Source organism: Agrobacterium sp. (assembly GCF_059499945.1).
Map to the genome: position 1 here is coordinate 1 of NZ_JCABZP010000021.1, position 23,407 is coordinate 23,407.

The window sequence follows — 23,407 nt, forward strand, 5'->3', positions numbered from 1 at the left end:
CGCGCAACGCCCACGCTGAGCCGGTTACCGATCACCAGATTAGGTCCACAATGGGTCGAGAGCGGTCCTGACGCAGCTGAACAGCAGAGGTCCGCTTTCGGGCGGAGATCCAATTTCCGCTTCTGGCGCTAGTTGCCATTCGCGATCCTCGCTCGGCTGTCGCCATGAAGATCTCAACAGTAAGCTTTATCGCCGCCGCCGCCCTGACGCTGGGCGCGTGCGGCAATACGACGGAGCAGCGCGTTGGAGGCGCGGCTGTCGGTGCCGGAACCGGTGCGGTGGTCGCCGGCCCGGTCGGAGCGGTCATCGGCGGCGCGGCCGGCGCGGTCACGGCACCGTCAGTGGTGCGCAGCACCCGGCGTGCGACCCGCTAGAGTTCAACCAGTACCAAACAGAGTAATGCATCCTCTCAGGTCGCCCTTTCGCTTGAGCGCTGCAGCTCGGCCAGCTCCACTCCCGGCCGGACTTGCTGCCGTGCAGCGCGGAAGAAGGCCAGCAGACGTCGGTTAGCTTGCAGTCGTGGCAATTCACGTCATCCAGGTTCCGTACGATTCTGGACATCGCGGCGCCCGCATGGTGCGCGGGCCGCTGCACCTAAGGGCTGCCGGGCTGACGGATCGGCTCCAGGCCTTCGCGCCGTCGCCTCAGAACTCATGGAAGTAAGGTCGTCTTTCGTCACTGAGATCGGCAGCGTTCGAGTTGCACCGAGCGGTCTCGGCCGCCGTCAGCGCCTCAATCAGATCCAGCAATCTGCCACTCGTTCTCTCGGAGAACTGCAACAGCGCAATTGGCGTTGTGGCGGGTTTGCTCAGCACGATTTCCGGTGAGCGGCTCGGCGTCGTCTGGTTTGATGCGCCATGGCGACTGCAACACCCCGGATACCTTCACCGGCAGTTTCCTCGATGCAATGGGATTGAGCACGCTCACCGACCGGTGCTGGCAGGCTCTGGCTGCGACTGTTCCGGGCTTTCAGCCCCTGCCGGACGGCCGAGTATTGCTGGTCGGCGCGCATGGCGCGGACAATGGCGCGCGCGACGTGCTCGACGCCTCAGCTGTCGGTCATGTCTCGACGGCTCAGGTGCGGGCGCTGGGCGCGAGCGAGGCACTCGGCCTCACATTGAACCGGCTGGCTCGACGGGGCGTTACGCAGATCTACCTGCATCTCGATGTCGATGTGCTCGATGCCGACTTTGCTCCGGCCAATGAGTATGCATCGCGCGACGGCCTTGCTCCAGAACAGCTCTCAAGCTGCGTGCATGCCATCCTGGAGCATTTTCCAGTCGCCGCGGCGACAGTCGCTTCCTACGATCCAGGCGTCGACCCCGAGGGGCGCGTTCAAGGCCAGGCCTTCGAATTCCTGGAGCTCGTGTCGGCGAAGTTCACTCGACATCTGCTTTAGCTTTCCGATTGTGGCGGCCGCTGCCGCCGATCATCGTAGAACTCGAGGTATCCTCAGTGAGCCGGCTCGGCGAGACCCGCGCTTTTACGCGAAAGGGCAAAGCGCTGGACCGCCACCGGTCCGCTCGACCCTGATCGGCACACGCAAATTTCCGGGTTGCCTGACAGACTCAAGCTGGTCGCGGTCTGCCATTATGCGCTCGTTCACCCCGCAGAGTTCGCCTAGAGCATGCTGCGAAAAGTGGGAACCGGTTTCGCATCAAGCATGCTCTAAACAGGAACGCCCAGCCACGGAGCGGAAGTTCACCTTGTCATTCGACAGAGTTGGCCGCGACCGCACTGCCAATTGGAAGCGCGACAACGAACAGTTGCGAACGTCTGCCCTTGGGCAATCCATCCAATGGCCGGAACTGGCGCACTGCAGATGCTGACGGTTCAGGCCATCGCTTCTTCGAATTCAGCTCGCCGCCGAATCAGCCATGCGACGCTTCGTGTCTGCCAGGCAATTCCCCAGACACGGGGCGCATAGGTCGTTTTCGGCGTGATCTGTTGTTCGATAACCTCGCTCGCGGCGCTCTGGGTAGCGAATTCGATGATCCGAGACGGCATGGCCTGACGCTCTCTGCAAGACAGGCCGTAGCCGTCCACGAAAGCACGCACGAGACGGAAGCGCTGTGCCGGCTCGGGAAGTCCGTTCATGACGGCGACATCGTCATCGTAGAGCTGCGCTCCATTTCATGCCGCCATGGCGATCTCGGTCAATCGGTCTACCGGCCCGGCCACTTCCTAGTCGATCAGAGCGGCCGGCTTGCCTCCATTCCAGACCACGTTCCAGGGGGCTGCGTCACAATGCCCGATGACATCCGGCACACCCACCGCTCGGCCGAACCAGGGCCGCCAATAGGCATCAGGTGGCGCCCGGAATGAGGAGGTCGCCTGGGGAGCCTCGACGCGCCACCGGACCTCGCTCGTCTCGCACAGGATGCCGAGATTTCAGCCGAACACCTTGTCCGCAGCTTCAACCGCGCCTTTGGGCTGCCGCCGATGGCATGGGCGATGCAGATGCGTCTGGCACGTGCCCGGCGGCTCCTGCGCGATGGGAGAACCCCTGCCCACGTGGCGGCGGAACTGGGCTTCGCCGACCAGAGCCATCTCAACCGCTTCTTCAAGCGCGTAGTGGCGTCACGCCAGCCGGCTTCTCACGCGCTCTGGGCTAGCAGCAGATCAATTCCGTTCAAGACGCCGGGCATTCCATATCGGCATCGTCGGCCGCGATCCTTCTAACGCCGAGCCCCCGCCCTTGCTTGCCCTGTTCTCCTATGCCTTCGGGCTCGCCCTCGCATTATGCCTCTCCCCCGGTTTTCGCAGAAAGCCTGAGGCGCGGCCTGAGGGGTGGCTTCCGCCGGGCACTGATCGTGCAGTTCGGGTCTCTGGTTGGCGATCTCGCCTGGGCGCTGGCCGCCTTCGCGGGTCTAGGTCTCGTTTTCTCCGTTCCGATGCTGCGCCTACCGCTGGAATTCGCCGGCGCCGGATTTTTGCTGTGGCTGGCCTGGCGTTCGATCCGGGCTGCGAATAGTTTTCCCGGAAACAGCGGCGGGCCGGATGCAGACGAGCGCATCGGACCGTTCGCGTCGGGGGCGTTTCTCTCGCTGACCAACCCGAAGAACATCCCGTTCTGGCTGGCGATCGGTGCGACCATGGGCGGCCTCGGCGTGTCGACGCCGCTGTCCCCGGAAGGCGCGGTTTTCCTCTCGGGCTTTATGGCGGCCTGCATCGCATGCAGCTTCCTCGCTGCGGGCGCGATCGCCTGGCTGCACCATCATCTGACGCCGCGTCTCTTCTTCGGCATCAATATCGCAACGGGACTGGCGCTCATCGCGCTCGCGATTGGCGCCATCGTTCAAATGGTCAGGTCTCTCTACTCGTGAGAGGAGCGATGATACTTCCACGAAAGGCAGACTGCGGTAGGGGCCTCTTTGAGACGGGAGCCGATCGGTGGTCATGCATTCTGGACGTTGTTTTGATTCAGCTTCGAAATGAGCCGACATGACCTGACCGACTTGGGAGTGGCGTGCAATTGAACCGCTCCTGCCCAACAAACCGCGAGGCGTGCCGCGTGTCGATGACCGCCGTGTACTGAACGGCATCTTCTGGGTCCTCCGATCTGGCGCACCATGGCGCGACATGCCGGAGCGATATGGACTCCGCACCACCTGCTACAATCGCTTCGTTCGATGGCGAAAGGCTGGGGTGTGGGACAGGCTGATGGATGCTATTGCCGCCGCGCGCGAGGCCAACATCCAGATGATCGACAGCACCTCCGTTCGTGTCCATCAGTAGGCCGCAACGGAAAAAAGGGGGATCAAGATCATTGTCTTGGTCGATCACGCGGTGGGCTCACGACCAAGATCCATGTCGTCGCCGACGCGCAAGGGCTTCCGATCCGGCTCGGTCTCACTGCTGGGCAGGTGCATGACGGGCAGATCGCCGATATGCTCCTCGATCATCTTGGTCCGCGCACCATCGTGTTGGCCGACAAAGCCTATGACGCCAACCGCATCCGCGAACTGATCCAGGAACAGGGGGCCACGCCCAACATCCCGCCAAAAGCAACTGACGCTGGAAGCCCTGTTTCAGCAAGCGGCTATACCGCGAGCGCAATCGGATAGAGCGCTTCTTCTCCAAGCTGAAGCACTTCCGTCGCGTTGCCACTCGCTACGACAAGCTCGCTGCCAACTTCCTCGCCATGATTCAACTCGCCTCAGTGCGCCTGTGGCTCCGCGCTTATGAGTCTACGACCTAGAACTCATCGATTAAGGCCGGCAACCTACCTGCTGCCATTCAGCCGCAACTCACTCTCTAGCGTGGATGAACCCGCCTAGGGGCGTCAACGCCGCTTGACCTGAAGAGCCGACACCCTTGCCCCAAAGTCGGCGTTCAGACTGTGTCGCGGATATTTGCGTGTACGGACCATTTTTAGCGAGCGCCTACCGTTGAAAATATTTCGTTCCAATTTGTGAGGGCGTGACTGTTTGACTTCATGACAAATGCTGTGCTCATTGGGGCCTATCATATAGCTAGAGGATTAAAATGACCGACGACAACATTGAGTTCATCGAACTGACCGCGACGATCGTCAGCGCATTTGTCGCCAACAATAGCGTTCCCGCGGCGGAGCTTCCGAGCCTTATTGCTGCGACGCATTCGGCATTGGCCGGCCTTGGCCAAGCTGCCGCGCCAGGTGCGGAACCGGAGAAGCTCACACCCGCCGTTCCGATCAAGAAATCGATCACGCCCGACCATTTGATCTGCCTCGAAGACGGGAAGAAATTCAAATCCCTGAAGCGCCACCTTCGAACCGCGTACGATCTTTCGCCGGAAGAGTACCGGGCGAAATGGAGCCTTCCTCCCGACTATCCGATGGTCGCGCCCGCTTATGCCGAGTCCCGCTCTGTCCTCGCAAAGAAAATGGGCCTCGGTCAGCAGCGCCGGAAGCGAGCGGCCCGCTGATCCAGCGATTTCGGCAAGTGGAGAGCGGCGGCTCTGATTGCTGCTGCTTCTAACTCGCCCCGACGCTTCAATCTCGATACGGGGCCGTTTTCCAGTCTCAAGAACTTAGGCTGCAGGATTGTCGAGGCCCCTTAGATGAAGCGTGTCGCGTTTGCCGTCATCGGTCCACGCGCGGAACCGATGGGATCGCCGTTTCCCCGCAAGGAGCCGGTTACTGTCCGGCGGACGAAACGGGCCCTTACGTCTACTCGGCCAACATCACCCACAATCTGGGCGCCATGGCTAAGGCAGCCGGGACCTATCAGCGCCTGTGGCGCCCAGAAGAGATCGACGTGCGCTTCGCGCGCGAGCTGAGCAAGCCGCTGACCACCGGCCTGGAGCAGCTGCGCTCGAATCCGGATCGCGTCCGCGCTCTGAACCCGTCGAACGGGTGGGGCTCATACGAAGGCCTGGTCCAGTTCGTCGAGGAGTACTTGTTGGCCTGCAAGGCGCACCCCAGCGCCGAGGTCAGCGTCTCGCGATAACGGCGCCGGCTACTGCCGGAATTGAGCTGACGCGGTCGCCCAGAGCGGCCGCCTTAACCTCAGCGGGCCTGGCGGCTTGAACGCCACCGCTCGGCGCGAGTGCGCTATAGTCACGAGATTTGGGGGCGGAAGCAGTGTGCGCCGTAGCCAGCCGGCGCGGTGGGGAGGAATGGGCGAGCATCCGCAACATCGCCCTCGACCGCGCGCCGACGCCTGCGAAGCCGTTCTTGCCATGAACCTGCATTTTGCGGTCGCCTGTGCGATCGGCGGATCATCAACCAGCTGCGCCATGAACCTGCGACGCCGAGCGCGAGGGCATCGTCACGCTGCTCCAGGGCCTCCGCGACCTCGGAATCATCGTCGTGCACCAGTTCGCCCGGCGTCCCGCGTCCAACCCCGCCGCGCAAATCTGCCTCGGCCTAGCCGCCTGAGAGATCCCACATCGATCATCTCTATGGACGATGTGACACAAACCTAGCTGATATAGATCGCGCCGGGGCCTTCAGCCCCGGCTTCTTTTCTGCCCCTCGGCAAAAACCCAAAGGCTGGAATGCTGTAACAGCGGCAAACCTAAATCACTTTCAGATCAGGAGAGTGACCCCAGCAAGGTGTGAGACTATGCTTGCGGCCACTGTTGAGGAGAATGAAACAGGTCGAGGTTTTCGGCATCTATCAGTGGCGCTCACTGGCGCTTCACGCCAATATCGACATCAAGCTCGGGCCGCTGTCATGGCTTATCGCATCACCGGAATTCCACCACTGGCATCACACCAATCGCCGTGAAGCCTATGACAAGAATTTTGCGGGGCAGCTCCCCATCTAGCATGCCATTTTCGGCACTGCGTACATGCCGTCGGACGCAAAGCCTGGGAACTACGGCGTCGATGACGAACTACCGAAAGGCACGTCGAGCAGTTCTTTCATCGGTTCAAGAACAAGCGGTAGGTTCTCCACATCGGGGACCGGTCGCCGAATAAGGAAAGGGCGGCTCACCTCACGGTGGCCGCCCTTTTTCATTCACATCCCGGGAGCTCGATATCGGCGAGGTCCATCAAACCGCGCCTCCGAGCATTTTCAATCCGTTGTTCCTGATCCTGCTCAGCAAAGCTGACCAGATCATCCGGCGTCGGCCGCCGGTAATCGAGACGGGCTGCCTCTTCGAACAGCCAGCCGTCGCTGACGTCGTTATGCAACTCCTCTGGGAAAGCCCAGGCCGGGAACCGTTGATGGATGCGGCACATCCGATCGTTGGCAACGTCATCGCCAGCCCAATTGAGAAGCTCGATGCGCGAGAAGCCTTCAAACCAGGTCATCGCGTCGACGATCTTCCGGTAGATCGCCTGCTCAGAGAGCTTGAGGCGGCAAATGTACCGGATCTCGTCGTTCATCATCCGCGCACGCGCTGCGGTCAGATCGATCTCGCCACGCGCCAACTGATCGGCATAGCGCTCGACCGAGGCCAAGCGTCGTTCGATATAGGGCCAGACACGGAAGCGCTGGCGCTCCTCGTTGATGATCGGCTCGAGGCGTAGGCGGTGCTGCTTATAGAGGCCTTTGGCCGACCCATACTGCCGCATATAAAAATCGAATTGGTCCTCCGGAAAGTCGACGCCATTGAAAAAGGCGCACTTCATCCAGAGCTGGAGATCCTCCTCGGACATCCCCTTACCAGGGTCCTTGAGGTCCATGGTCGGCAGATGACGAGAGAGTCCGAAGCCCTTGAATAGGGCCCGGACCTCTGGCTTCACCTTGGCCTCATCGGCGGGGTCGCTGAAATCGTAATCATGCCGCTTCGCACCGTCCTGGCCGCGGCACCAGCCGAGCCCGACATGATGCTCACGCCGATGCGCTTTCAAGTAAGCGCCGATCACCAGTTCACTGTCCGGCGAAAGGGTATCGCCGGCGGCAAACTCGCGCAGCGCATCGAGCATCTGGCTCTGATGCCGCGCGGCCAAGGCGGCGGAGTCAAAAGGCGCCGGCTCGGCCACCGCCGGCGCCGCGGCGATCGCGTCCTCCGTAACGGTCACCACGAGATCGACCGCGGCCGCCACCTCCTGATTCGCCGCAATCGTACCGGCCAGGAGGGCGCGGCCGACCTCAGGCGAAGCCTTCGGCGCCACTGAGCGGGCAGGGGAGCTGGTGACGGGGGAGACCGCCTCCTGCCGCCCCCCGCGCTTGCGCCGCGTATGAACCATCGCGGCGGCGCGCAAGCGACCTTGCGGCGTCACGGCCCGACTTGGACGAGGCGGACGCGGAACACCGGGAGCGTATTTCGGCGGGCGACCACGCCCGCGCTTGATCGGTTCGGCGCCGTCGGCAAGCCCGAACTGGGCCGCAACCGACGCTGCCGCCTCGCTGCTGTATCGCCCGTTCGGAGTCGAGAGCCGAACGAACTCGCGATCGCGCCTGACCTGATCGACGTCCTGCTGGAACTGAGCGAGCCGCGTTTCATTCTCGCGCAAAATGCGCGCCAGACCCGCCTCGGCGAACACACCGAGATAGCGATCCTGACGCTCACCGCGCAGACGCGGACGCTCCGTGCCCCACCGATAATGAAAAACCGCCATAGCCAATCCTGGAAGCGACGCGCAGCGCCGCAATTTAACATCCATTTTAGCGGAGGCCGCGTCGGCCTGACAAGGGTCGTGGCGATTTATTGCGCCTAAGAAATTCGATTTATCACGCCTAAGATTTCGGCCCAATTTCGCGCCGATCTTCGTCCGTCCGCTTTTCGCCAATTGCGATTATGCCAGCCTTAAGGCTTGCAAAAGATCGGCGCTGCTGGGCGTCGGCTCACGCGCCGAAATTAGCAATTATCACGCCTAAGAAATTCGGCAATTATTGCGCCTATCTTCCCGAATGTCCCCAGAATTATCACGCCTAAAAAAGCTGCACTCGCAACCGAGCGAGCGCAGCCCCATGCTGGCAGCCGGAAAGCAAGCGTGACCAGCAATTATCGGCCTGAGCGATTTGCCTGAAAGCCCCGTTACTCCAGCGGGTTAGGCGAAGCGTCGTGATCGCTCCCAATTTATCGCGCCTTATTATTTGCAGGGTCAGCACCGATCGGCGTCGGCGCTAAGGCTGGAAAAATCGGAATCGGACCCAGCCATGCTCCAATCCGGCGGTTTCGGCAGCTGTTGCTCGCGCCCTGGAGGCTGCTTCGCCGGTGAATCAACCGCTTGCCGGACCGGGTCATCGGTCCGGGCGTTGCAGCTCGTCGGCCCCCACCGATGTTGCGTTTTGGGGGTCGCATATCTACCGGTCGCCGCAACCTAAGTGACTGGGAATGCGTTCGAATTCGACCCCGGCGCCAAACGCTGCTAGGCTGAGAAACGCAACAGCTGTGAAACCGCAGGCCATCTGGTGGTTCCATAATGTTCCTTATGCGAATCAAATTCTGAGGCAACAACACAGCAGCTGGTATGTCGAGTTGAGCTCGGCACGCTATGGATTGATCTCCTGACCTGCCACACACGAGTTTAGCGCCTGGCTCCGCCGCATGAACCCGCAATCGTGTCTGACACGAGCGGGCGAAAACCCCCAAATAATGCATGTTTGAGCCCAAAACTGCTGGGAAACCGGCGCCTACGCTTCAATTTTGTGGAACGGCTGAAACCCCGCGGCAGCTGGCGACCGAGCCGCTTCAAAGAGACGACTCCGCCGGTGTCACCTGCGGCCTGAGGGACTGGCAGGCGCCGCCGGCTCTCCCAACAAGGACGAGGCCCCGTGGACGGGCTTAAAGACCCCACGGAGCCCCTCCCCTCCAAGGACCAGGCCCTGCCCTGCGCGCCCGGCTGCGCCACGCCCAGGGCGCCTGAGAAGCCCCGACAAAAACGGCGAAACCCCCGCAAATGCGCAGCCTCCCAGTGGCCGCTTCCCGACAAGGACAGGCCCGAAAACGGGCCTCATCCCAAAAATAGAAAATAGGCTCAATACCGCAAAGGTGACGCACCCCTTCGGGTGCATCGCGTTTGCGTTGATGCCTTCGCATCAATTGAGGTCTCCGACGGGAGCCCCTGGAACGACCCCTCCCCTGCAAAGACCGGCTCGTGGCGAGCCTCACCCCAATAAAAAAGGCTCAATACCGCAGTTTTTATGCAGGCCTTCGCCAGCATCAAAAACTGAGTGACGCCTTCGCGTCTGAGGTCTCCGACAGCCCCTAGGACCACCCCCGCCCACCCGCTCCCGAGCCTTGAAGCACGCCTCCGCGTGCCAGCCTTGGCCTTCGCCAGGCAGGGTATGGGTTCGAGCGTCGGTTGGCAGTCCTCCGGCCGCCTTCTGATGGTGGTCCTACGCCTTCACGTTGATGAGGCCATCATTTGCGGCGAGCTCGTCGAGGGCTTGCTCGAAGAGGTCGACCTGCATGTCGAGATCCATCCCCGGTGGACCATTGAGGCAGATGAGCCCGGCGTGAATGACCACATCCGCATATTGGCCCCTTCCGCCCGGCTTATCCTTTGCCCCTCTGAAATCCACCGAGTTCTTGGTCACAAAAGTCCAGTCGCCGTCGAGGATGATCTCCTTCAGATTCCAATCCTTGAGCCCGGCGAGCCCGAGTCAGACGACATGACTCGCTTCGCCGTGGCCCTTCGTATGCGCTAACTTTGCAAGTTCCGGGCTAAGGGCTTCGTCGATCAGGAGCCTCATTCGGCCTTCCTCGCACGCGGAATGCGGCTTTGGCAACGATGATGGAGCCTTCGGGAAGGTCCGCGGTCACGCGAGGGCGACCACGCGGTGGATTAGCCTCCGCATAGATCGCCGCCAGCCGCAGCTTCTCAGCATCGAGGCTCGGATAGGCGGCGAGTAAACGGTCGGTCGGGTAACCAGCGGCAACAGACGCGGCCACGTCGTGCACCGGTACGCGGGTTCCCCGTATAACCGGCGTTCCGCTAAGCACCAGGTCCGAGCCCGATGGAGTCGAAAAGATGGTCGGATTGGCTTAACTGCCCGTCCACAGAACCGGCAGCAGGCCACCGGGCGAACCAGGCTCAGGTGCGGGAATCTCGACCGGAGTTGGATCAAACCGGCTCATCGCTTGCTCAAACTTCGATAACACAGATCGAATCAAATCTCGGATTTTCGCGATCTCCGTCGAGATTTGGGTAGCCGGCCTGATTGGCGAAGAGTCTTGTGTTCCCCACCCTGTAGTCGTGGGATCCGTGGTCATGACCGTGGATCCAGAGCTCAGGCTGATACTCCTCGATCAAAGCACCGAGGTCCGATGCAAAGGCGGGCGAGAGCGAACTCCCCTGGTGCCGGCGCTGCACGGATCCTGGATGCGGCGCATGATGAGTGATGACAACCGTCGGTCCGCTGTACTGTGTCGCGAGTTCTCGGCGAATGAATGCCAGGTCGAGCCTGTGCTCCGCAGCAGCATGCCAGGGCATAAATCGGCCGTAGTGGCCGTCGTTCTCGCGATACCAGATCAAGCGATGATCGTTGAGCTCTTGCCCGGCCACGATCATCGACATTTTGGGTTTCCCGAGCAGCTGATAGTCCGTCCACAAGATGCAGCCGATGAAGCGCACCCGATCGATGAGGACCGACTGGCGGGCAAGCAGGTTGATATCCGCCAACTCGGCCGCAGCGCCGCCGTCGGCCAGAGCCGCCTTCATCTCGCTCCCGTAGAACTCGTGGTTGCCGGGAACGTAGACGACTGGCCGGTCCTTCAGGGCCTTGTGCCGTTCGGACTGCATCCACTTGATCGCGGCGGTGATCGGCCTGCCGATGTCGCCGGCGAATACCGCGACGTCAAAGTCCGGCAGAGGTGAAGGAAATTCGAACGGGCCGAATTCGAGGTGCAGATCTGAGATCACAAGCAGGCGCATTGGTGCACTCGATCGAGTAGCTGGCGGATCGGGTGGGACGGCGTCCCGGCGAGGGATGGGCCAGACGATTGTCCTGATAGCGCGGCCTCGAAATCGGAGATGCTCATCGAGGGCATGCCGATCGCTCGCGGTCCCAGAATATCAGCCTTCAGCGTGTCGCCGACGAAAAGGATCTGTTCGGCGGGAAGGCCGAACCGCACGCATACCAGCTGAAAGATCTCCGGCTGCGGCTTGGTCAAGCCTACCTCCAACGAGAGGACGGCCACGTCGGGAATGCCTGGAAGTTGGGCCAGGAACGGCTGGGCGTAAGGCAGCGCGAGGTTAGAACAAACACCGATCCGTAGATCGGCGCGGCGTAATGCCGACCAAATCCGGTCGATGCCAGGGCGCAGCCGGATCGATGAACATTCGGCAGAGAGGTCTCGCTCCAATTCCAGGAGGCGGGCCTCAGCGATCGTGACGGTGAGGTTCCGAGCGAGATCTCGCAGGCTTAAAGGATGGATCAACGGATCACCCAGCGGCTGTCCCCTCCCCTGCCCTGCGAGCAGGGCCCGGAACGGTCGGCGCTTATCGGTGATCTCCACCAGCGTCCCGAATGCGTCGAAGCAGATGGCCTGCACCTCAGCCATCGCCTCAATTCCATTCAATGTCGTTGACAGTGTACGATTCGACGATCGTACCGGGTTCATCGGGCATAATGCCTGCGACGATCCCGTCCAGGCATCGCCGAACTTCGAGTTGACGCTCGAAGGACTCACTTAGCAGACTGATCGGCGCCTGCCCTGCGAACGGTGGCACAGGAATTGGGCTCAAGAGCCAACGCTTTTCCTCCTCGGCCGTCTTTCCAAACCGCCGCAAGCCGGCAAAGACCCCCAAGATCGCCGAGATTCTCATCAGGGTGTCTGTTTCGAGAACCAGGGGCTTGTGCCGTCGAGCGAGGCGAACCCAGTTGCGAAAGTCCCGCTGATTGCAACCAAGCATTTGAAGCTGCCGCCGCTCGGGCAGACTCCATCGCCTCGTGATGTTGTCAAACACCCGCATGACGGCGCCGCTTACGCGCGCACGTTCCTCGTCGGTCGGTTGTTTCACTGTGAGTCTCATGCAGGCCAAAGGAGAGGAACGACCGGACAGAGAGCCGTCCCAGATTGATCGCGACTATCGCAATGGAGGCCCGCTTGACCCAGAGCGCGCGCGCTCGTTGCCAGCAAGACCCGCTGTCCTTGCAGATGAAGACGGGCGCTCGTCGGGTCGGACTAGGCGGCAGCGGCACAAACAACCCATCGCAGCAAGCCGAAGTTCAGGCAGAAATGTCCCTGCGAGCTATCGGTCGACAATTTCTGCAAAAGTGACGCCGAATTCATCCTCAAGCCACCGCTTCCACTCCAAGCCCATCAGTTCGCCGATAGTGGCCGCCGCGAGGGGCACCACCACTCGCGTCGTCTCGGTGTCGCTATTGGAGCTTCCGGAAATGACTTCCGGCCGGAGGTCGCGAAGCTCGCACCAATGCTCAAAAAGTCCCAGCCAACGCGCGCAGTAGGCCGGCGCCCCCGTAGCGCTAATTCCGAACCCCATTCGTGCGGGTTTGTGCTCCAGGCCTTCTACGGAGAACTCGAACGTCAGCCCGGTGAACCCATCGAGCTCGTATTGTTGTTCGCTCACTGAGCCCTCGGTTTGCCGCTGCTAATGAGGCAATTTAGACACTATAATGCCTGGCGACGCAAGCCCCACTCCGCTTCCGTCGATATATGGATGTGCGACAAATCTTAGGGAGAAACGTGCGGGCGCTCCGTACCTCGGCGAAGCTTTCCCAGGAAGAGTTGGCCGTCCGGATGGGAGTTGAGCAGACTTACGTCAGCGGGATCGAGCGTGGAGTGCGCAATCCAACGATCACCACACTTAATCGGGCCGCGATCGCACTTAATGTTAAAGCGGCGGACCTCTTAAAGGAATGATGCTGCCAATGCATGCGGCCTGGCAGCGAGGCCATTAGTTCGGGACGTGACGTGCACAGTAGCCGTCCGGTCGCGCTAGCTGCGGATTTCGCTGGGGAAGGCGGTGCAGCCGAAGTGTTCATAGAATGTGCGTGCGGGCTCATACTTGGTATGCACGATCAGGGCGCTTGCCGGCGATGTCGGCAGCCTGGATCGTAAGTAAAGGGCGTCCTTAGGAGACCTTTGCCGACGCCCCTCCCCTGCCCCAAGCGATCGCCGTCGGCAAGCCTGCCAGGATAAGATCTGATCGGATTCCGTGCCTGGTGGTGAGCGCATTCGGGCCAGGAAGCTGTGCGGCGAAGGCGGCCGCGATCGAACCCGGCCGCCGCGGCCGGCACTTCAGCTTGGCGATGGAGAAAGCCACACGTTGCGCTCAGCGCTCGAAAAGTGACGGGTCGCCGAGCAGCGGCACGAGTCGCGGAGCTAGCGGGCGTGGTGGGCGGCGAGCGCGTCGACCAATCCGGTGTCTTCGGGAAGAGATCAATCCGGGGCTGTTCAGCCAGCAGCTGCTCGGCGTGCGCCAGGGTGCTGTCGAGCATGAGCTCGCTGACGGACTTCCGGTCCATGACGCCGAATCCCGTACCCTCGGGCGAGGAAAACACCCTGGGGATGCTCTCGGCCGCGAGAGATAGCAGCGTCAGCGGGCTGTTGTCAGCGGACAACGAGGTCTCTGGATGTTAGGAATCTGTTAACCTTAAAGTTCTTGCCACCAAGGCAGAATCATGGCGTCGTCTTGAGACGGAAAGAGAGCGTCTGACGCCCGTAATCCGTCTTGAGTGAGAAACGACATGACAGCCGCTGCTCCTTCAGCACAAATCGAACTCGCTTCGTCACGGGTGTCGCGGCATGCAGCGGCGCTGTCGAGCCAATTGCGCTCCCTTGGCACATCGCTCTTTCCTCCGTCTGCGCGCAAGTCGCTGCGGTCCTTTACCTCGGGTGAAGTCTCACGAATCGTTGGAGTGTCGGACGGCTATCTCAGGCAGTTGTCGATTGATGGCCTCGGCCCTTCCCCTGCGATTGGGTCGGCCGGCCGCAGATCTTACACCCTCAGCCAAATCAACGAGCTGCGCGGCTATCTCAGTTCGGTGCGCCCGCGCGAGGCGCTCCAATTCTCGCCCCGGCGGCGAAACGGCGAAAAGCTCCAGATTATTACCGTCGCGAATTTCAAAGGCGGTTCGGCCAAAACTACGACAGCGCTTTATCTGACCCAGTTTCTCGCGCTCCAAGGGTTCAGGGTGCTAGCGATTGACCTCGATCCCCAAGCCTCGCTGTCGGCGATGTTCGGTTATCAGCCTGAGTTTGACATCCCCGAGAACGCCACGCTCTACGGAGCGATCAGGTACGATGATCAACGGAGGCCGATGCAAGAGGTCGTTCGCGAAACTTATTTTGAAGGCGTCGGGCTCGTGCCTGGCAATCTGGAGCTGATGGAGTTCGAGCATCACACGCCGCGCGCCATGCTGGATCGCGGTGTGAGGGGCCATGAGCTGTTCTTTCGTCGGGTCGCCGGCGCGATCGACCAGGTCGCCGATCAGTTCGACGTTGTCGTCATCGATTGTCCCCCGCAGCTTGGCTATCTAACAATGGGGGCGCTAAACGCCGCGACGGCGATGTTGGTGACGATCCATCCTCAAATGGTCGATGTCGCCTCGATGAGCCAATTCCTGCTGATGACGTCCGACTTGATGGCTATCATCGAGAACGCAGGCGGACGCCTTGACTACGATTTCATTCGTTATGTCGTAACGCGACACGATCCAAATGATGTACCGGAGTCGCAGATCGTTGCTCTGCTGCGGAACTTGTTCGGCGATGACGTTCTCAAGGCAACGGCTTGGAAATCGACTGCGATCGCCAATTCCGGCCTGACCAAGCAATCGCTCTACGAACTCGATCGCGGATCTGTTGGCCGCGCGGCTTATGACCGCGCCCTGGAGTCAGTCGATGCAGTGAACGCTGAGATCGTGACCCTCATGAAGGAGGTTTGGGGCCGATGAACAAGCGCGCCGATACAATCAAGTCGCTTTTCGCCAGCAGCCCCTCGTCGGCGTTGTCCGCAGACAACACGGCCTCAGCGCTGCCACGCGTTGCCTCTGGCTCCATCCGCTCGTTGCAAAGCACTTTCTCCGACGTCGAGCGCGAGAACGAAGAGCTTCGCCGGCGCATTGGCGAGGGGCAGGTGATCGTCGAAATCGACCCTCAACTGATCACACCTTCTCCCTTTCGCGACCGGTTCGACGATCAGGATGCGCAGGCGTTTGAAGCGCTGAAGGAATCGATTCGTGAACAGGGGCAAGCCGTACCGGTGCTCTTGCGCGAAGAGCCGGGTAAATCAGGCCGTTACCAAATCGCCTACGGGCATCGGCGCGTGCGCGCTGTGAACGAACTCGGCCTCCTAGTGAAGGCTGTCGTTCGACCGTTGTCCGATGCCGACCTTGCAGTTGCCCAAGGCCTCGAAAACGCAGCACGCGAAGACTTGACCTTCATCGAGCGTGCCGCCTTTGCCTTACGACTAGAGGATGCGGGCCACGACCGGCTCGTCATTCAACAAGCTCTCGCAATCGATCGGGCAGAGGCTTCGAAACTTATCGCCGTCGCTCGCCGCGTCCCGCCCGAGCTAGTGGCCGCGATCGGGCGCGCGCCCAAGATTGGACGGGGGCGATGGCTTACGCTTGTTGACGCGCTGGCCGGCCCAGGTGCGGAAAAGCGCGTTGCGCAGAAGATCGCGGAGTCGGAATTCAAAAATCTCCCGTCAGACGATCGCTTTCTGACCGTTCTTGCAGCCGCCCTGGCCAAAATGAACCAACCGCGCGCTGGCGGAGATGTATACCGGGTTGTGGCCGTGGCTGACGTGGAAGTGGCACGTGTAGCAAACTCGAAAAGCCGTACAGTTATTTCGATCGGGCATGATGCAGACGGCGATGCCTTTGCTGCCTTCATCGAAGAGAAGCTTCCAGAAATGTTCGCAGCGTTCAAGGCGAACCGTTCAGGATGACCCCGCAGAGCCGTTGGCTCTGCGATCCGCAACCACCGAAGGATTAGTCACCGGCGAAAGAAAAAAGGCCCCCGAAACGGAGTTCCGGAAGCCCTTCTCTTAGTGTGGCAACTCTGAGAATCGCACTTCCTCGAATCACCGTCAAGAGTCTCGTGTGAGATTCCGCGCCGTTTCGGCGAGCAGGATTTCTTTGCCCAAAACAAGGCAAGGATCATGGATTCACGTCTCTCAACGACGCCCTTTGGGCGGCGGATGCTGACGCTTGCGCATGTGGCAAGCCAAGCGAACGCAAAGGACCGGCCACCGGAGAAGGCCATCCACAAATGGAACGTCTTCCGGGCGATCTGTACGGCCAAGAACCGGCTCGGCGTGACCGAGCGCGCCTTGGCCGTCCTGGACGCGCTGCTCACATTCCACCCGGAGACGGTGCTGACAGGCGAGGGGCTGGTGGTGTTCCCATCGAACCAGCAGCTCTGTTTGCGGGCTCATGGCATGCCGCCGGCGACGCTACGCCGCCATTTGGCCGTCCTGGTCGACTGCGGACTGATCATCAGGCGCGATAGCCCGAATGGAAAGCGCTATGCCCGGAAGGGCAGGGCAGGGGAGATTGAGCTCGCCTTCGGATTTGACCTGGCGCCGATCGTCGTCCGCGCCGAGGAGTTCGAGGCGCTGGCGGAAGAGGTTCTGGCTGAGGATCAGGCCCTGAAGCTCGTCCGCGAAAAAATCACGATCTGCCGCCGCGACATCTGCAAGATGATTGCGACAGGCATGGAGGAGGGGGTTCCGACGCGGCAGAATGGTCAAGGGCCCGCCGACTGGAGCGAACTGCACGAGCTCTATCGGAGCATTGTCGGCCGGATTCCACGAACCGCTCCGCGCGAACTTCTCGAAGGGATTGCGATCGAGTTGTCGCTGCTTGCCGACGAAATCCTCAACCTGCTGGAAAATCACGTCAAAACTCAAAAAATGAGCGGCAATGAGTCTCATTCTGAGCGTCACATACAGAATTCAAAACCAGACTCCCTAATTGATCTTGAACCTCGCTTTCCAGAAAGCAGAGGGGCGATCGTCGAGATTGAACTGGAACCGGCCAGGATGCCAGAGCGGACCTATCCGTTGGGGATGGTCCTGGATGCTTGCCCCGACATTATCGACTACAGCCGCGGGGGCATTACGAACTGGCGTGATTTCACCGCCGCTGTTGCTGTCGTCCGACCCATGCTGGGGATCAGTCCCAGCGCCTGGCATGAAGCGCAAGGCGCGCTCGGCGACATTGAGGCCTCGATTGTCGTGGCGGCCATTCTGCAGCGGGCTGAAGCGATCAATAGCGCCGGCGGTTATCTGCGCGGGCTGACGCGAAAGGCCGAAGCTGGCGAATTCTCGCTCGGACCGATGCTGATGGCCCTAATCGGCAGCCGCAAGCGCGAGAAGCAACGTGCCTAGCCGCGGAGGGCTCGCGAACCAGGCGTTTCATCAACAGTGTGAATCGGTCGCTTCGGGTCGATTCACCCTTTGCGTTGGACGAAAGCCCCGCTCAGGCGTGAGATTCGTGCATGGACAGCGCCATCGAGACGACCTCGCCCCGCTTGCAGATGCTGGTACTGGATCGCAGCGATCAGGAGCAGAACATGGCCCGCTTCTATGTGCTGGCCGTGGAGCCCACGCTGTTTGGAGAGGCTGCGCTCGTGCGCGAATGGGGACGACGGGGCAGCGCAGGCCGGCGCCGGCTGGATCTGTATGGAGATATCGATGACGCCGCCGAGGCGCTCGAGGATTGGTTGCTCAGAAAGACGAAGCGCGGCTATCGGATCGTGCTGCAAACGACAGGGGATTGGGCAGGGTATTGATCGAGCTCGACAGATCGGGGCTCTCGGGACGCAGCTCCAGTGGCGACATCCGTGCCAGCCAAAGCCGCGACCTGAGCGAGGCGCCCGTCTCACTCTGGACTTGCTCGTTTCGGTCGTCAGAACAGGCTGGCTTGCTTTGCGAGGGGGACCTGGCGCCGATGAGACGTCGCCAAGAACAAGGTGACAGCCCAGCTGCGGATTGTAACCAGCTTGAGGATGCCATATATTGCGTACGGACAATGCGGCAATCAATATGGCGAGGCGATGACGATGGCTCAAGCCATGAAGGCTTTATCTCAGAGCGAGTCGTTGGTCCTATCGTATATGGACCGGGCTGGGAGGATCGCAATCGGACAGCTCGCGGACGGCTTTGGGATGTCCAAGTCCCAGCTCGCGCAGACGGCAGGTCTTGCGCGCGAGACCCTCTATCGGGTCGAGCGCAGCAGTGCGCCAAAGGCCCAGGGGCGGCTTCGTGAAATGCTGGAGATCATCAGTCGCGTAACGGAATGGGCTGGTGGCAAGGAACAGGCCATGGCTTGGTATCGGGCTCAGCCGCTGCCGGCGTTCGGCGGGCGGACGGCCGAGGCCCTCGTCAAGGACGGCAAGGCTGCGGCTGTCCGGGACTATCTTGATCACATGGCTGTCGGCGGATTTGCGTGAGGTTCGTCGGGACCTGCTATCGAGCACATGATCCGCGATGGGCCTTCAAGCCGACGTCCGGGGATGGCGCGGCCATCAGGGGCGCTCGTTTCAACCCCAAAGGGGTTCCCGCGCTCTATCTCGGCTTGAGCATTATGACGACGATCAAGGAGGCCAATCAGGGATTCGCGCATCGGATCGACCCCTGCGTCCTGTGCTCCTACGAGATCGATTGCGAGGATTGTGCGGATCTAACGACCGAGGAAGGTCGGCGGGAGCACGCGGTCGAATTCGACGAGATGGCTTGTGCCTGGGCCTCAGCCCTCGCCGATGGTCGTCGGCCCCAGTCATGGTCGATCTATGATCGGCTGAGTTCGCAGGGCATTGCCGGCATCTGCGTACCCAGCTTTGCAGCAGGCGCCGAAGCGGATGATCTCAACCTGGTGCTTTGGACATGGGGACCGGAGCTGCCGCACAAGGTAACCGTCGTCGATCCAAGTGGCCGACTTCCGAAAGATCAGCTGTCCTGGCGTTGACCTCGGGGAGCAGGGGAGGCGGCCTACAGCCCCGCGGCCTTGGTCAGGTTGACGCGGAAGCGATCGCGCCGTCGCTGGTAGCGACGTGTCATCTCGGCCGAGGCGTGACCGAGCTGTTTTTGGACGTAGCGCTCGTCCACTTCTGCGGAAGAGGCCAGGCCGGCGCGCAGCGAGTGCCCTGAGAACTTCTCGGCTCGTTCGCCCTCGGAGAGATCACCGCGGACGCCGGCGGCCAGGGCGACGCGCTTGACCAGGCGCGCGATCTCCTGGTCGAGGAGGCGATTGGGACCAACCGCCTTGCCTTGACCTGTCACACGGCGAAAGAGCGGCCCATGTGCGATCCTGGCGAGCCTGAGCCAGGTTTGAAGCGCGATGACGGGGCAGGTGGCGTCCGACGAGCCGCGGCCGATCTCGACTTCGCGCCAGCCGTTCTTGCCACGCAACGTCACGACCATCCCCTTGTCGAGGATCTCGACCCAGCCGCGGCCATCCTCGGTGTGGTCCCGGCCGACATCGAGACCGACGATTTCGGAGCGCCGGAGGCCACCCGCGAAGCCAAGCAGCAGCATGGCGCGGTCGCGCAAACCTCGCAGGGTGCCGCGATCCAGCGTCTCGAGCATGGCAATGACGTCCTGCGGCAGCACCGCTTCTTTCTGCACCGGTGGCCGGCCATGGGTGTTGCGAATGCCCGCCAGCACCGTGGCGATGTGACGGTCCCGGCGGTCGAGCGGCTGGCCGCACTGGGCGTAGTTCCATGTGAGCGCTGACAGGCGGCGCTCGATCGTTGCGACAGAGGAGGGCTTGCGGTTCGCGGTCGCGGCGCCGGAGGCTTGGGCGGTGATGTAGAGGCCGACGACCTGCGGATCCGGGGGGAGGGCAGGGAGGTTCTGGCGCCGACACCAGGCGGCAAAATGCTTCCAATCGCTGCCATAGGCGCGCCGTGTATTGGCGGAACTCGCCGCTTCGACATAGTTGCGGGCGCGGTCGGCGAGGTCCTCGAGGTGAGCTGGCAGGGCGGACGCGCTCTGCGCTCCAGCCTCTATGACGCCGGACCGCAGGAGAGGGGAGTCCCGCTCGCTCTGACTGACGTCTGGGCTTGGCTGCGGCGGCATCGTCAGGCGACCTGGATATCGGTCCGGGCGAAATCCTCGCCCTTGAACAGCAGGGGCTCGCCCGTCAAAGCGGCGAGGGCGTAGGAAAAGCAGTCGCCGTAGTTCAGGCCGGCCGGATGACGGCCCTTGCCATAACGGCGCCAGGCGCGCCGGGCCTGATCTGCGTGCTCGGCGCTCACCGCGACGATCTCGACCTCGGCCTTGTGCAGCCAGAGATCGAGCTCTGCGCCGCCGGCCTCGCCAAAGCGGCCCTCAATAACCATCGCAGCTTCAACGAGCGTCGCGGCCGAGATCAGCCGGACGGAATCGTCGGCGATGCGTTCGCGAAAGCGCGGGGCATCCGGCTCGTTGAAGAAGATCGCGGCGATCGCTGACTTATCGATCACCATCAGGTCGGCACGCCGTGTTCGTCGTAGCCGATGATCTCTTCGGGGCTGCGGGGATCAAGAACCGGCAGCGCCTTCAAGCGCCGCTGCATCGCCTCCATGTCCTCGAGTAGCGCCGCCCTGCGCGCCTGCGACGCCGTTCGTTTCAGACGCTCCTCGATCGCCCGGCGCGTCGCGACGGTGATGGTCTCGCCGGTGCGCGCGGCGAGGGCGCGCGCCAGCCTCTCGGTCTCGGGATCTTTGATGCTCAGCGCCATGCGCAGGTTCCAGGCTCCTGGTTGTCTATATTCTACCTAAACAGCCTCCGGCAGGCAATGTCGACGACACCTGCGGCCTCCGAAGTCTCGACCGTTTTGGCGGCCCGGAGCCTGGCCGAAGGCCGCAGCGGGCTTCCGGACGGCCAAGTAGCGCTTCTTCCCTATCATGAGTCAAACGATCGATAATGCAATATTATCATTCATTATCGTGATGCGACAGGCGCGGCGCTTAGCGCCGAAATATGTGGAATTAAGCGCCGCCGCACACTAAGCTCAACGCATGCTTCGCCGCGCCGCGCCCCTGGCTTTGCCGCCTTCGACCGCCCCTCCCGTGCCCGCCTGGTTGCGTCCAAAAGCGCAGTCTTCTCAGGGATTTGACGCGGCATTTCTGGCCGGAGCCAGCCTGGCCGGGCTCGATCCGATTGCCCGCGACATGCCGCTCTGGGCAGGCGTCTGGCGTCAGCGCCTGGCGCTGCAGGCCGCAGCCGCCAGCCTGCGGCTGATCGGTCGCCGCGAGGATCAAAGCCAGCTGCGCGACGTCCAGCTGCTGCGCCGGCCCGGCGACGATCCGGGGCCGGCCGGGCGCGTCCTGCTCGCCTGGCGCCAGCTCGTCACGCGCTCGCCGGATTGTTCGCCGAATGCGATCGCCCGCGCCGCGGCCGGCTTCGGCCTGGTTGTGAGCGCGTCCGAACTCGCGGCGCTGGCCGATCTCGCTGCTGAGGCGATCCAATCGGACCGGACGGCGATCGTGGCTATTGCGGAGGTGACCGAGCTTGTCGTGCGAGTTCGGCCGGATGCCGAACTGCTGGCGCTCTGGCTGGCCGACGCCGTGCTTGCCCAAAAACTCAAATGGCCTGTGCCGGTGCCGCTGGTGACCTCGGCGATCCTGGATCCAAACGCCCGGCGCGGCGCGGCCGGCAAGCGGCCGCGCCCGGGCGGGGCGGGCTGGCAGCAGGCCCTCGCGCTGACCTATGCGCAAGCGGCGGCCGGCGCGATCGATCTGGCCGGCGAGCTCGCGCGTCGCGCCGAGGTCCTCCAGGCCGCGGCGCCAAAACTGCGGGCAAAAGGGTCGGGAGCGGTGATCTCGGCCTTGCTCTCCGAGGATGCGCTGGCGGGCTCAGCCGCAATCGGCGGCATCTCGGATCGCGGCTTGCGCCGCCTGTTCGAGCGCCTGGTCGGGCTCGGCGCCCTGCGCGAATTGTCGGGCCGGCCGACGTTTCGCATCTACGGGCTCTGAGCCATGGCGCGCCGCCCCAAACCGGAGAGTGCGCTCGACACCGAGCTGGCCGATTTGCCGCCCGAATTGCGCTGGCGCGAATGGATGGGCCGCGTCGAGGCGGTGATCTTTGCCGCGCCCGAGGCGGTGCCGCGCGAGGCGCTGGCGCGGGTCGTCGGCCGCGACTGCGCGCTCGACCTGATCATCGCCGATATTCGCGAGGAATTGCGCGGGCGGCCCTACGACCTCGTCACTGTCGCCGGCGGCTGGCACCATCGGACGCGCAGCGCCTTTGCGCCGGCAATCCGGGCGGTGTCGGGCGTGCCGCATCCGACGGCTGGCCTCTCCGCAACCGAGATGCTGTTCCTGTCCGGCATCGCCTATCTCCAGCCGATCACGCGCGGCGAGCTCGGAAAGGTCTTTGGCAAGGAGATGAGCCGCGATACCGTCGCGGCGCTGAAGCGCGCCGGTGTCATTGCGGCCGGGCCGCGCAGCCCGGAGCCCGGTGCGCCCTATACCTATGTGACGACGGACACATTCCTGTCTGTGTTCGGCCTCGCCAGCCTGCGCGACCTGCCCGACATCGAAAAACTTGAGGATGCCGGGCTGCTCACCAAGGACAATCTGTTGGCCGGGGAGGTCCCGATTGGGATCGATGATGGGGAGGACGACGGAACCCCCAGTCGCGATTTCTCCGACGGACCGGAGGCCGCGGACGGCTTGGAGTCCTGACCGTCAGCGGGTTCGCAGGCGTCGTCGAACGAGCCTCCCGCGCCAGAGCTCACTCGGCGCGCAAATTGTCCGCCGAGGCCTTGCCCGACCGCTTGTCCTGAACGAGCTCATAGGAAATCTTCTGACCATCCCGGAGGTCGCGCATCCCGGCCCGCTCGACCGCGCTGATGTGGACGAAGACATCCTGGCCGCTGTCATCCGGCTGGATGAAGTCAGAGCCCTTGGTCGCATTGAACCACTTCACTGTCCCGGTTGCCATGACGCACCTTTCAATCATCCGAGGCGCCAACATGCCACGACGGATGAAATCGGCAAGGCGAACATGGCCATCGCGGTCGACTGCAAGAGGAGGGCTGAAGGCTGTCTTACTTCCGAGTTTGGCCCATTGTGGACCTAATCTGGTGATCGGTAACCGGCTCAGCGTGGGCGTTGCGCG

The 23,407-nt window shown here is 62.3% G+C and carries 28 protein-coding genes and 1 pseudogene; 17 read left to right on the plus strand and 12 right to left on the minus strand.

The window, feature by feature from the left end; translation table 11 throughout:
* Positions 1–164 precede the first annotated feature (164 nt).
* Together AC5I5B_RS24380 and AC5I5B_RS24385 are read left to right on the plus strand one after the other, a co-directional pair.
* Positions 165–374, plus strand: coding sequence for a hypothetical protein (locus AC5I5B_RS24380; RefSeq protein WP_495752874.1), 210 nt, complete (start codon positions 165–167; stop codon positions 372–374).
* Positions 375–850: 476 nt separating this feature from the next.
* On the plus strand, positions 851–1,399 hold the full coding sequence (locus tag AC5I5B_RS24385; protein WP_495752875.1) for an arginase family protein: 549 nt from the start codon (positions 851–853) through the stop codon (positions 1,397–1,399).
* A gap of 434 nt (positions 1,400–1,833) precedes the next feature.
* Here the strand turns inward: AC5I5B_RS24385 and AC5I5B_RS24390 are convergent, their stop codons facing one another.
* On the minus strand, positions 1,834–2,097 hold the full coding sequence (locus AC5I5B_RS24390; RefSeq protein ID WP_495752876.1) for a hypothetical protein: 264 nt from the start codon (positions 2,095–2,097) through the stop codon (positions 1,834–1,836).
* 237 nt (positions 2,098–2,334) lie between these two features.
* Here AC5I5B_RS24390 and AC5I5B_RS24395 point away from each other — a divergent pair, with 237 nt between their 5' ends.
* The 6 genes and pseudogenes from AC5I5B_RS24395 to AC5I5B_RS24420 all read left to right on the plus strand — a co-directional run bounded on the left by AC5I5B_RS24395 (position 2,335) and on the right by AC5I5B_RS24420 (position 6,255).
* Positions 2,335–2,682 carry a helix-turn-helix domain-containing protein gene (locus AC5I5B_RS24395; RefSeq protein WP_495752900.1) on the plus strand — a complete coding sequence of 116 codons (348 nt, stop codon included), beginning with the start codon at positions 2,335–2,337 and terminating at the stop codon, positions 2,680–2,682.
* A 35-nt stretch (positions 2,683–2,717) separates the two neighbouring features.
* Positions 2,718–3,326, plus strand: a complete 609-nt coding sequence (locus AC5I5B_RS24400; protein ID WP_495752877.1) for a LysE family translocator — start codon at positions 2,718–2,720, stop codon at positions 3,324–3,326.
* Between the two features lie 108 nt (positions 3,327–3,434).
* A pseudogene (locus AC5I5B_RS24405) lies at positions 3,435–4,201 on the plus strand (IS5 family transposase).
* A 287-nt stretch (positions 4,202–4,488) separates the two neighbouring features.
* Positions 4,489–4,908, plus strand: a complete 420-nt coding sequence (locus tag AC5I5B_RS24410; protein WP_495752878.1) for a Ros/MucR family transcriptional regulator — start codon at positions 4,489–4,491, stop codon at positions 4,906–4,908.
* A gap of 278 nt (positions 4,909–5,186) precedes the next feature.
* The gene (locus tag AC5I5B_RS24415; RefSeq protein ID WP_495752879.1) at positions 5,187–5,432 is read left to right on the plus strand and encodes a hypothetical protein; all 246 of its coding nucleotides are present in this window, start codon (positions 5,187–5,189) and stop codon (positions 5,430–5,432) included.
* Between the two features lie 643 nt (positions 5,433–6,075).
* Positions 6,076–6,255 carry a sterol desaturase family protein gene (locus AC5I5B_RS24420; protein ID WP_495752880.1) on the plus strand — a complete coding sequence of 60 codons (180 nt, stop codon included), beginning with the start codon at positions 6,076–6,078 and terminating at the stop codon, positions 6,253–6,255.
* 190 nt (positions 6,256–6,445) lie between these two features.
* On the opposite strand, the gene AC5I5B_RS24425 is transcribed toward AC5I5B_RS24420, so the two are convergent.
* From AC5I5B_RS24425 to AC5I5B_RS24455, 7 genes are all read right to left on the minus strand, one after another.
* Positions 6,446–7,999, minus strand: coding sequence for a hypothetical protein (locus tag AC5I5B_RS24425; protein WP_495752881.1), 1,554 nt, complete (start codon positions 7,997–7,999; stop codon positions 6,446–6,448).
* Positions 8,000–9,722: 1,723 nt separating this feature from the next.
* Complete coding sequence (locus AC5I5B_RS24430; protein ID WP_495752882.1) at positions 9,723–9,923, minus strand: hypothetical protein; 201 nt, start codon at positions 9,921–9,923, stop codon at positions 9,723–9,725.
* A gap of 127 nt (positions 9,924–10,050) precedes the next feature.
* Complete coding sequence (locus tag AC5I5B_RS24435; RefSeq protein ID WP_495752883.1) at positions 10,051–10,329, minus strand: DUF433 domain-containing protein; 279 nt, start codon at positions 10,327–10,329, stop codon at positions 10,051–10,053.
* Between the two features lie 142 nt (positions 10,330–10,471).
* A complete protein-coding gene (locus AC5I5B_RS24440; protein ID WP_495752884.1) occupies positions 10,472–11,260 on the minus strand; it encodes a metallophosphoesterase in 789 nt (262 codons plus the stop codon).
* Complete coding sequence (locus AC5I5B_RS24445; RefSeq protein WP_495752885.1) at positions 11,245–11,889, minus strand: HAD family hydrolase; 645 nt, start codon at positions 11,887–11,889, stop codon at positions 11,245–11,247. Before AC5I5B_RS24445 ends, AC5I5B_RS24440 begins: the two co-directional genes overlap by 16 nt.
* 4 nt (positions 11,890–11,893) lie before the next feature.
* Positions 11,894–12,349: a hypothetical protein gene (locus AC5I5B_RS24450; RefSeq protein WP_495752886.1), complete on the minus strand. Its 456-nt coding sequence runs from the start codon at positions 12,347–12,349 to the stop codon at positions 11,894–11,896.
* Positions 12,350–12,580: 231 nt separating this feature from the next.
* Complete coding sequence (locus tag AC5I5B_RS24455) at positions 12,581–12,919, minus strand: hypothetical protein (protein WP_495752887.1); 339 nt, start codon at positions 12,917–12,919, stop codon at positions 12,581–12,583.
* An 86-nt stretch (positions 12,920–13,005) separates the two neighbouring features.
* Here AC5I5B_RS24455 and AC5I5B_RS24460 point away from each other — a divergent pair, with 86 nt between their 5' ends.
* The 7 genes from AC5I5B_RS24460 to AC5I5B_RS24490 all read left to right on the plus strand — a co-directional run bounded on the left by AC5I5B_RS24460 (position 13,006) and on the right by AC5I5B_RS24490 (position 19,268).
* Positions 13,006–13,212 carry a helix-turn-helix domain-containing protein gene (locus AC5I5B_RS24460; RefSeq protein WP_495752888.1) on the plus strand — a complete coding sequence of 69 codons (207 nt, stop codon included), beginning with the start codon at positions 13,006–13,008 and terminating at the stop codon, positions 13,210–13,212.
* 827 nt (positions 13,213–14,039) lie between these two features.
* Positions 14,040–15,248 carry a plasmid partitioning protein RepA gene (gene repA, locus AC5I5B_RS24465; RefSeq protein ID WP_495752889.1) on the plus strand — a complete coding sequence of 403 codons (1,209 nt, stop codon included), beginning with the start codon at positions 14,040–14,042 and terminating at the stop codon, positions 15,246–15,248.
* A complete protein-coding gene (gene repB, locus AC5I5B_RS24470) occupies positions 15,245–16,246 on the plus strand; it encodes a plasmid partitioning protein RepB (protein WP_495752890.1) in 1,002 nt (333 codons plus the stop codon). Before repA ends, repB begins: the two co-directional genes overlap by 4 nt.
* A 213-nt stretch (positions 16,247–16,459) precedes the next feature.
* The gene (gene repC / locus AC5I5B_RS24475; RefSeq protein ID WP_495752891.1) at positions 16,460–17,689 is read left to right on the plus strand and encodes a plasmid replication protein RepC; all 1,230 of its coding nucleotides are present in this window, start codon (positions 16,460–16,462) and stop codon (positions 17,687–17,689) included.
* 110 nt (positions 17,690–17,799) lie between these two features.
* Entirely contained in the window at positions 17,800–18,093 is a 294-nt protein-coding gene (locus tag AC5I5B_RS24480) for a WGR domain-containing protein (protein ID WP_495752892.1), read from the plus strand.
* Positions 18,094–18,363: 270 nt separating this feature from the next.
* Complete coding sequence (locus AC5I5B_RS24485; protein ID WP_495752893.1) at positions 18,364–18,753, plus strand: MbcA/ParS/Xre antitoxin family protein; 390 nt, start codon at positions 18,364–18,366, stop codon at positions 18,751–18,753.
* Positions 18,750–19,268 carry an RES family NAD+ phosphorylase gene (locus tag AC5I5B_RS24490; RefSeq protein ID WP_495752894.1) on the plus strand — a complete coding sequence of 173 codons (519 nt, stop codon included), beginning with the start codon at positions 18,750–18,752 and terminating at the stop codon, positions 19,266–19,268. Before AC5I5B_RS24485 ends, AC5I5B_RS24490 begins: the two co-directional genes overlap by 4 nt.
* Before the next feature lie 23 nt (positions 19,269–19,291).
* Here AC5I5B_RS24490 and AC5I5B_RS24495 read toward each other — a convergent pair whose 3' ends face one another.
* From AC5I5B_RS24495 to AC5I5B_RS24505, 3 genes are read right to left on the minus strand one after another with little or no spacing between them, the layout of a single operon-like run.
* The gene (locus AC5I5B_RS24495) at positions 19,292–20,380 is read right to left on the minus strand and encodes a tyrosine-type recombinase/integrase (protein WP_495752895.1); all 1,089 of its coding nucleotides are present in this window, start codon (positions 20,378–20,380) and stop codon (positions 19,292–19,294) included.
* A 2-nt stretch (positions 20,381–20,382) separates the two neighbouring features.
* Positions 20,383–20,769, minus strand: coding sequence for a type II toxin-antitoxin system VapC family toxin (locus AC5I5B_RS24500; RefSeq protein ID WP_495752896.1), 387 nt, complete (start codon positions 20,767–20,769; stop codon positions 20,383–20,385).
* Entirely contained in the window at positions 20,769–21,023 is a 255-nt protein-coding gene (locus tag AC5I5B_RS24505) for a type II toxin-antitoxin system VapB family antitoxin (RefSeq protein WP_495752897.1), read from the minus strand. The genes AC5I5B_RS24500 and AC5I5B_RS24505 overlap by 1 nt, the downstream gene beginning before the upstream one ends.
* A 280-nt stretch (positions 21,024–21,303) precedes the next feature.
* On the opposite strand from AC5I5B_RS24505, the gene AC5I5B_RS24510 reads away from it, so the two are divergent.
* The gene (locus AC5I5B_RS24510) at positions 21,304–22,260 is read left to right on the plus strand and encodes a DUF1403 family protein (protein ID WP_495752898.1); all 957 of its coding nucleotides are present in this window, start codon (positions 21,304–21,306) and stop codon (positions 22,258–22,260) included.
* A 3-nt stretch (positions 22,261–22,263) separates the two neighbouring features.
* On the plus strand, positions 22,264–22,971 hold the full coding sequence (scpB, locus tag AC5I5B_RS24515; protein ID WP_495752899.1) for an SMC-Scp complex subunit ScpB: 708 nt from the start codon (positions 22,264–22,266) through the stop codon (positions 22,969–22,971).
* 49 nt (positions 22,972–23,020) lie between these two features.
* Here the strand turns inward: scpB and AC5I5B_RS24520 are convergent, their stop codons facing one another.
* On the minus strand, positions 23,021–23,230 hold the full coding sequence (locus AC5I5B_RS24520; protein ID WP_495752901.1) for a cold-shock protein: 210 nt from the start codon (positions 23,228–23,230) through the stop codon (positions 23,021–23,023).
* Positions 23,231–23,407 lie beyond the last annotated feature (177 nt).

Coding starts and splice junctions, on each gene's coding strand:
- repA (WP_495752889.1), top strand. CDS start 14,040: ATGACAGCCGCTGCTCCTTCAGCACAAATCGAACTCGCTTCGTCACGG.
- AC5I5B_RS24410 (WP_495752878.1), top strand. CDS start 4,489: ATGACCGACGACAACATTGAGTTCATCGAACTGACCGCGACGATCGTC.
- AC5I5B_RS24415 (WP_495752879.1), top strand. CDS start 5,187: ATGGCTAAGGCAGCCGGGACCTATCAGCGCCTGTGGCGCCCAGAAGAG.
- AC5I5B_RS24520 (WP_495752901.1), bottom strand. CDS start 23,230: ATGGCAACCGGGACAGTGAAGTGGTTCAATGCGACCAAGGGCTCTGAC.
- AC5I5B_RS24445 (WP_495752885.1), bottom strand. CDS start 11,889: ATGGCTGAGGTGCAGGCCATCTGCTTCGACGCATTCGGGACGCTGGTG.
- AC5I5B_RS24505 (WP_495752897.1), bottom strand. CDS start 21,023: ATGGCGCTGAGCATCAAAGATCCCGAGACCGAGAGGCTGGCGCGCGCC.
- repB (WP_495752890.1), top strand. CDS start 15,245: ATGAACAAGCGCGCCGATACAATCAAGTCGCTTTTCGCCAGCAGCCCC.
- AC5I5B_RS24440 (WP_495752884.1), bottom strand. CDS start 11,260: ATGCGCCTGCTTGTGATCTCAGATCTGCACCTCGAATTCGGCCCGTTC.
- AC5I5B_RS24460 (WP_495752888.1), top strand. CDS start 13,006: ATGGATGTGCGACAAATCTTAGGGAGAAACGTGCGGGCGCTCCGTACC.
- AC5I5B_RS24510 (WP_495752898.1), top strand. CDS start 21,304: ATGCTTCGCCGCGCCGCGCCCCTGGCTTTGCCGCCTTCGACCGCCCCT.
- AC5I5B_RS24380 (WP_495752874.1), top strand. CDS start 165: ATGAAGATCTCAACAGTAAGCTTTATCGCCGCCGCCGCCCTGACGCTG.
- AC5I5B_RS24390 (WP_495752876.1), bottom strand. CDS start 2,097: ATGAACGGACTTCCCGAGCCGGCACAGCGCTTCCGTCTCGTGCGTGCT.
- AC5I5B_RS24425 (WP_495752881.1), bottom strand. CDS start 7,999: ATGGCGGTTTTTCATTATCGGTGGGGCACGGAGCGTCCGCGTCTGCGC.
- AC5I5B_RS24420 (WP_495752880.1), top strand. CDS start 6,076: ATGAAACAGGTCGAGGTTTTCGGCATCTATCAGTGGCGCTCACTGGCG.
- AC5I5B_RS24385 (WP_495752875.1), top strand. CDS start 851: ATGCGCCATGGCGACTGCAACACCCCGGATACCTTCACCGGCAGTTTC.
- AC5I5B_RS24400 (WP_495752877.1), top strand. CDS start 2,718: ATGCCTTCGGGCTCGCCCTCGCATTATGCCTCTCCCCCGGTTTTCGCA.
- AC5I5B_RS24480 (WP_495752892.1), top strand. CDS start 17,800: ATGGACAGCGCCATCGAGACGACCTCGCCCCGCTTGCAGATGCTGGTA.
- AC5I5B_RS24495 (WP_495752895.1), bottom strand. CDS start 20,380: ATGCCGCCGCAGCCAAGCCCAGACGTCAGTCAGAGCGAGCGGGACTCC.
- scpB (WP_495752899.1), top strand. CDS start 22,264: ATGGCGCGCCGCCCCAAACCGGAGAGTGCGCTCGACACCGAGCTGGCC.
- AC5I5B_RS24485 (WP_495752893.1), top strand. CDS start 18,364: ATGGCTCAAGCCATGAAGGCTTTATCTCAGAGCGAGTCGTTGGTCCTA.
- AC5I5B_RS24500 (WP_495752896.1), bottom strand. CDS start 20,769: ATGGTGATCGATAAGTCAGCGATCGCCGCGATCTTCTTCAACGAGCCG.
- repC (WP_495752891.1), top strand. CDS start 16,460: ATGGATTCACGTCTCTCAACGACGCCCTTTGGGCGGCGGATGCTGACG.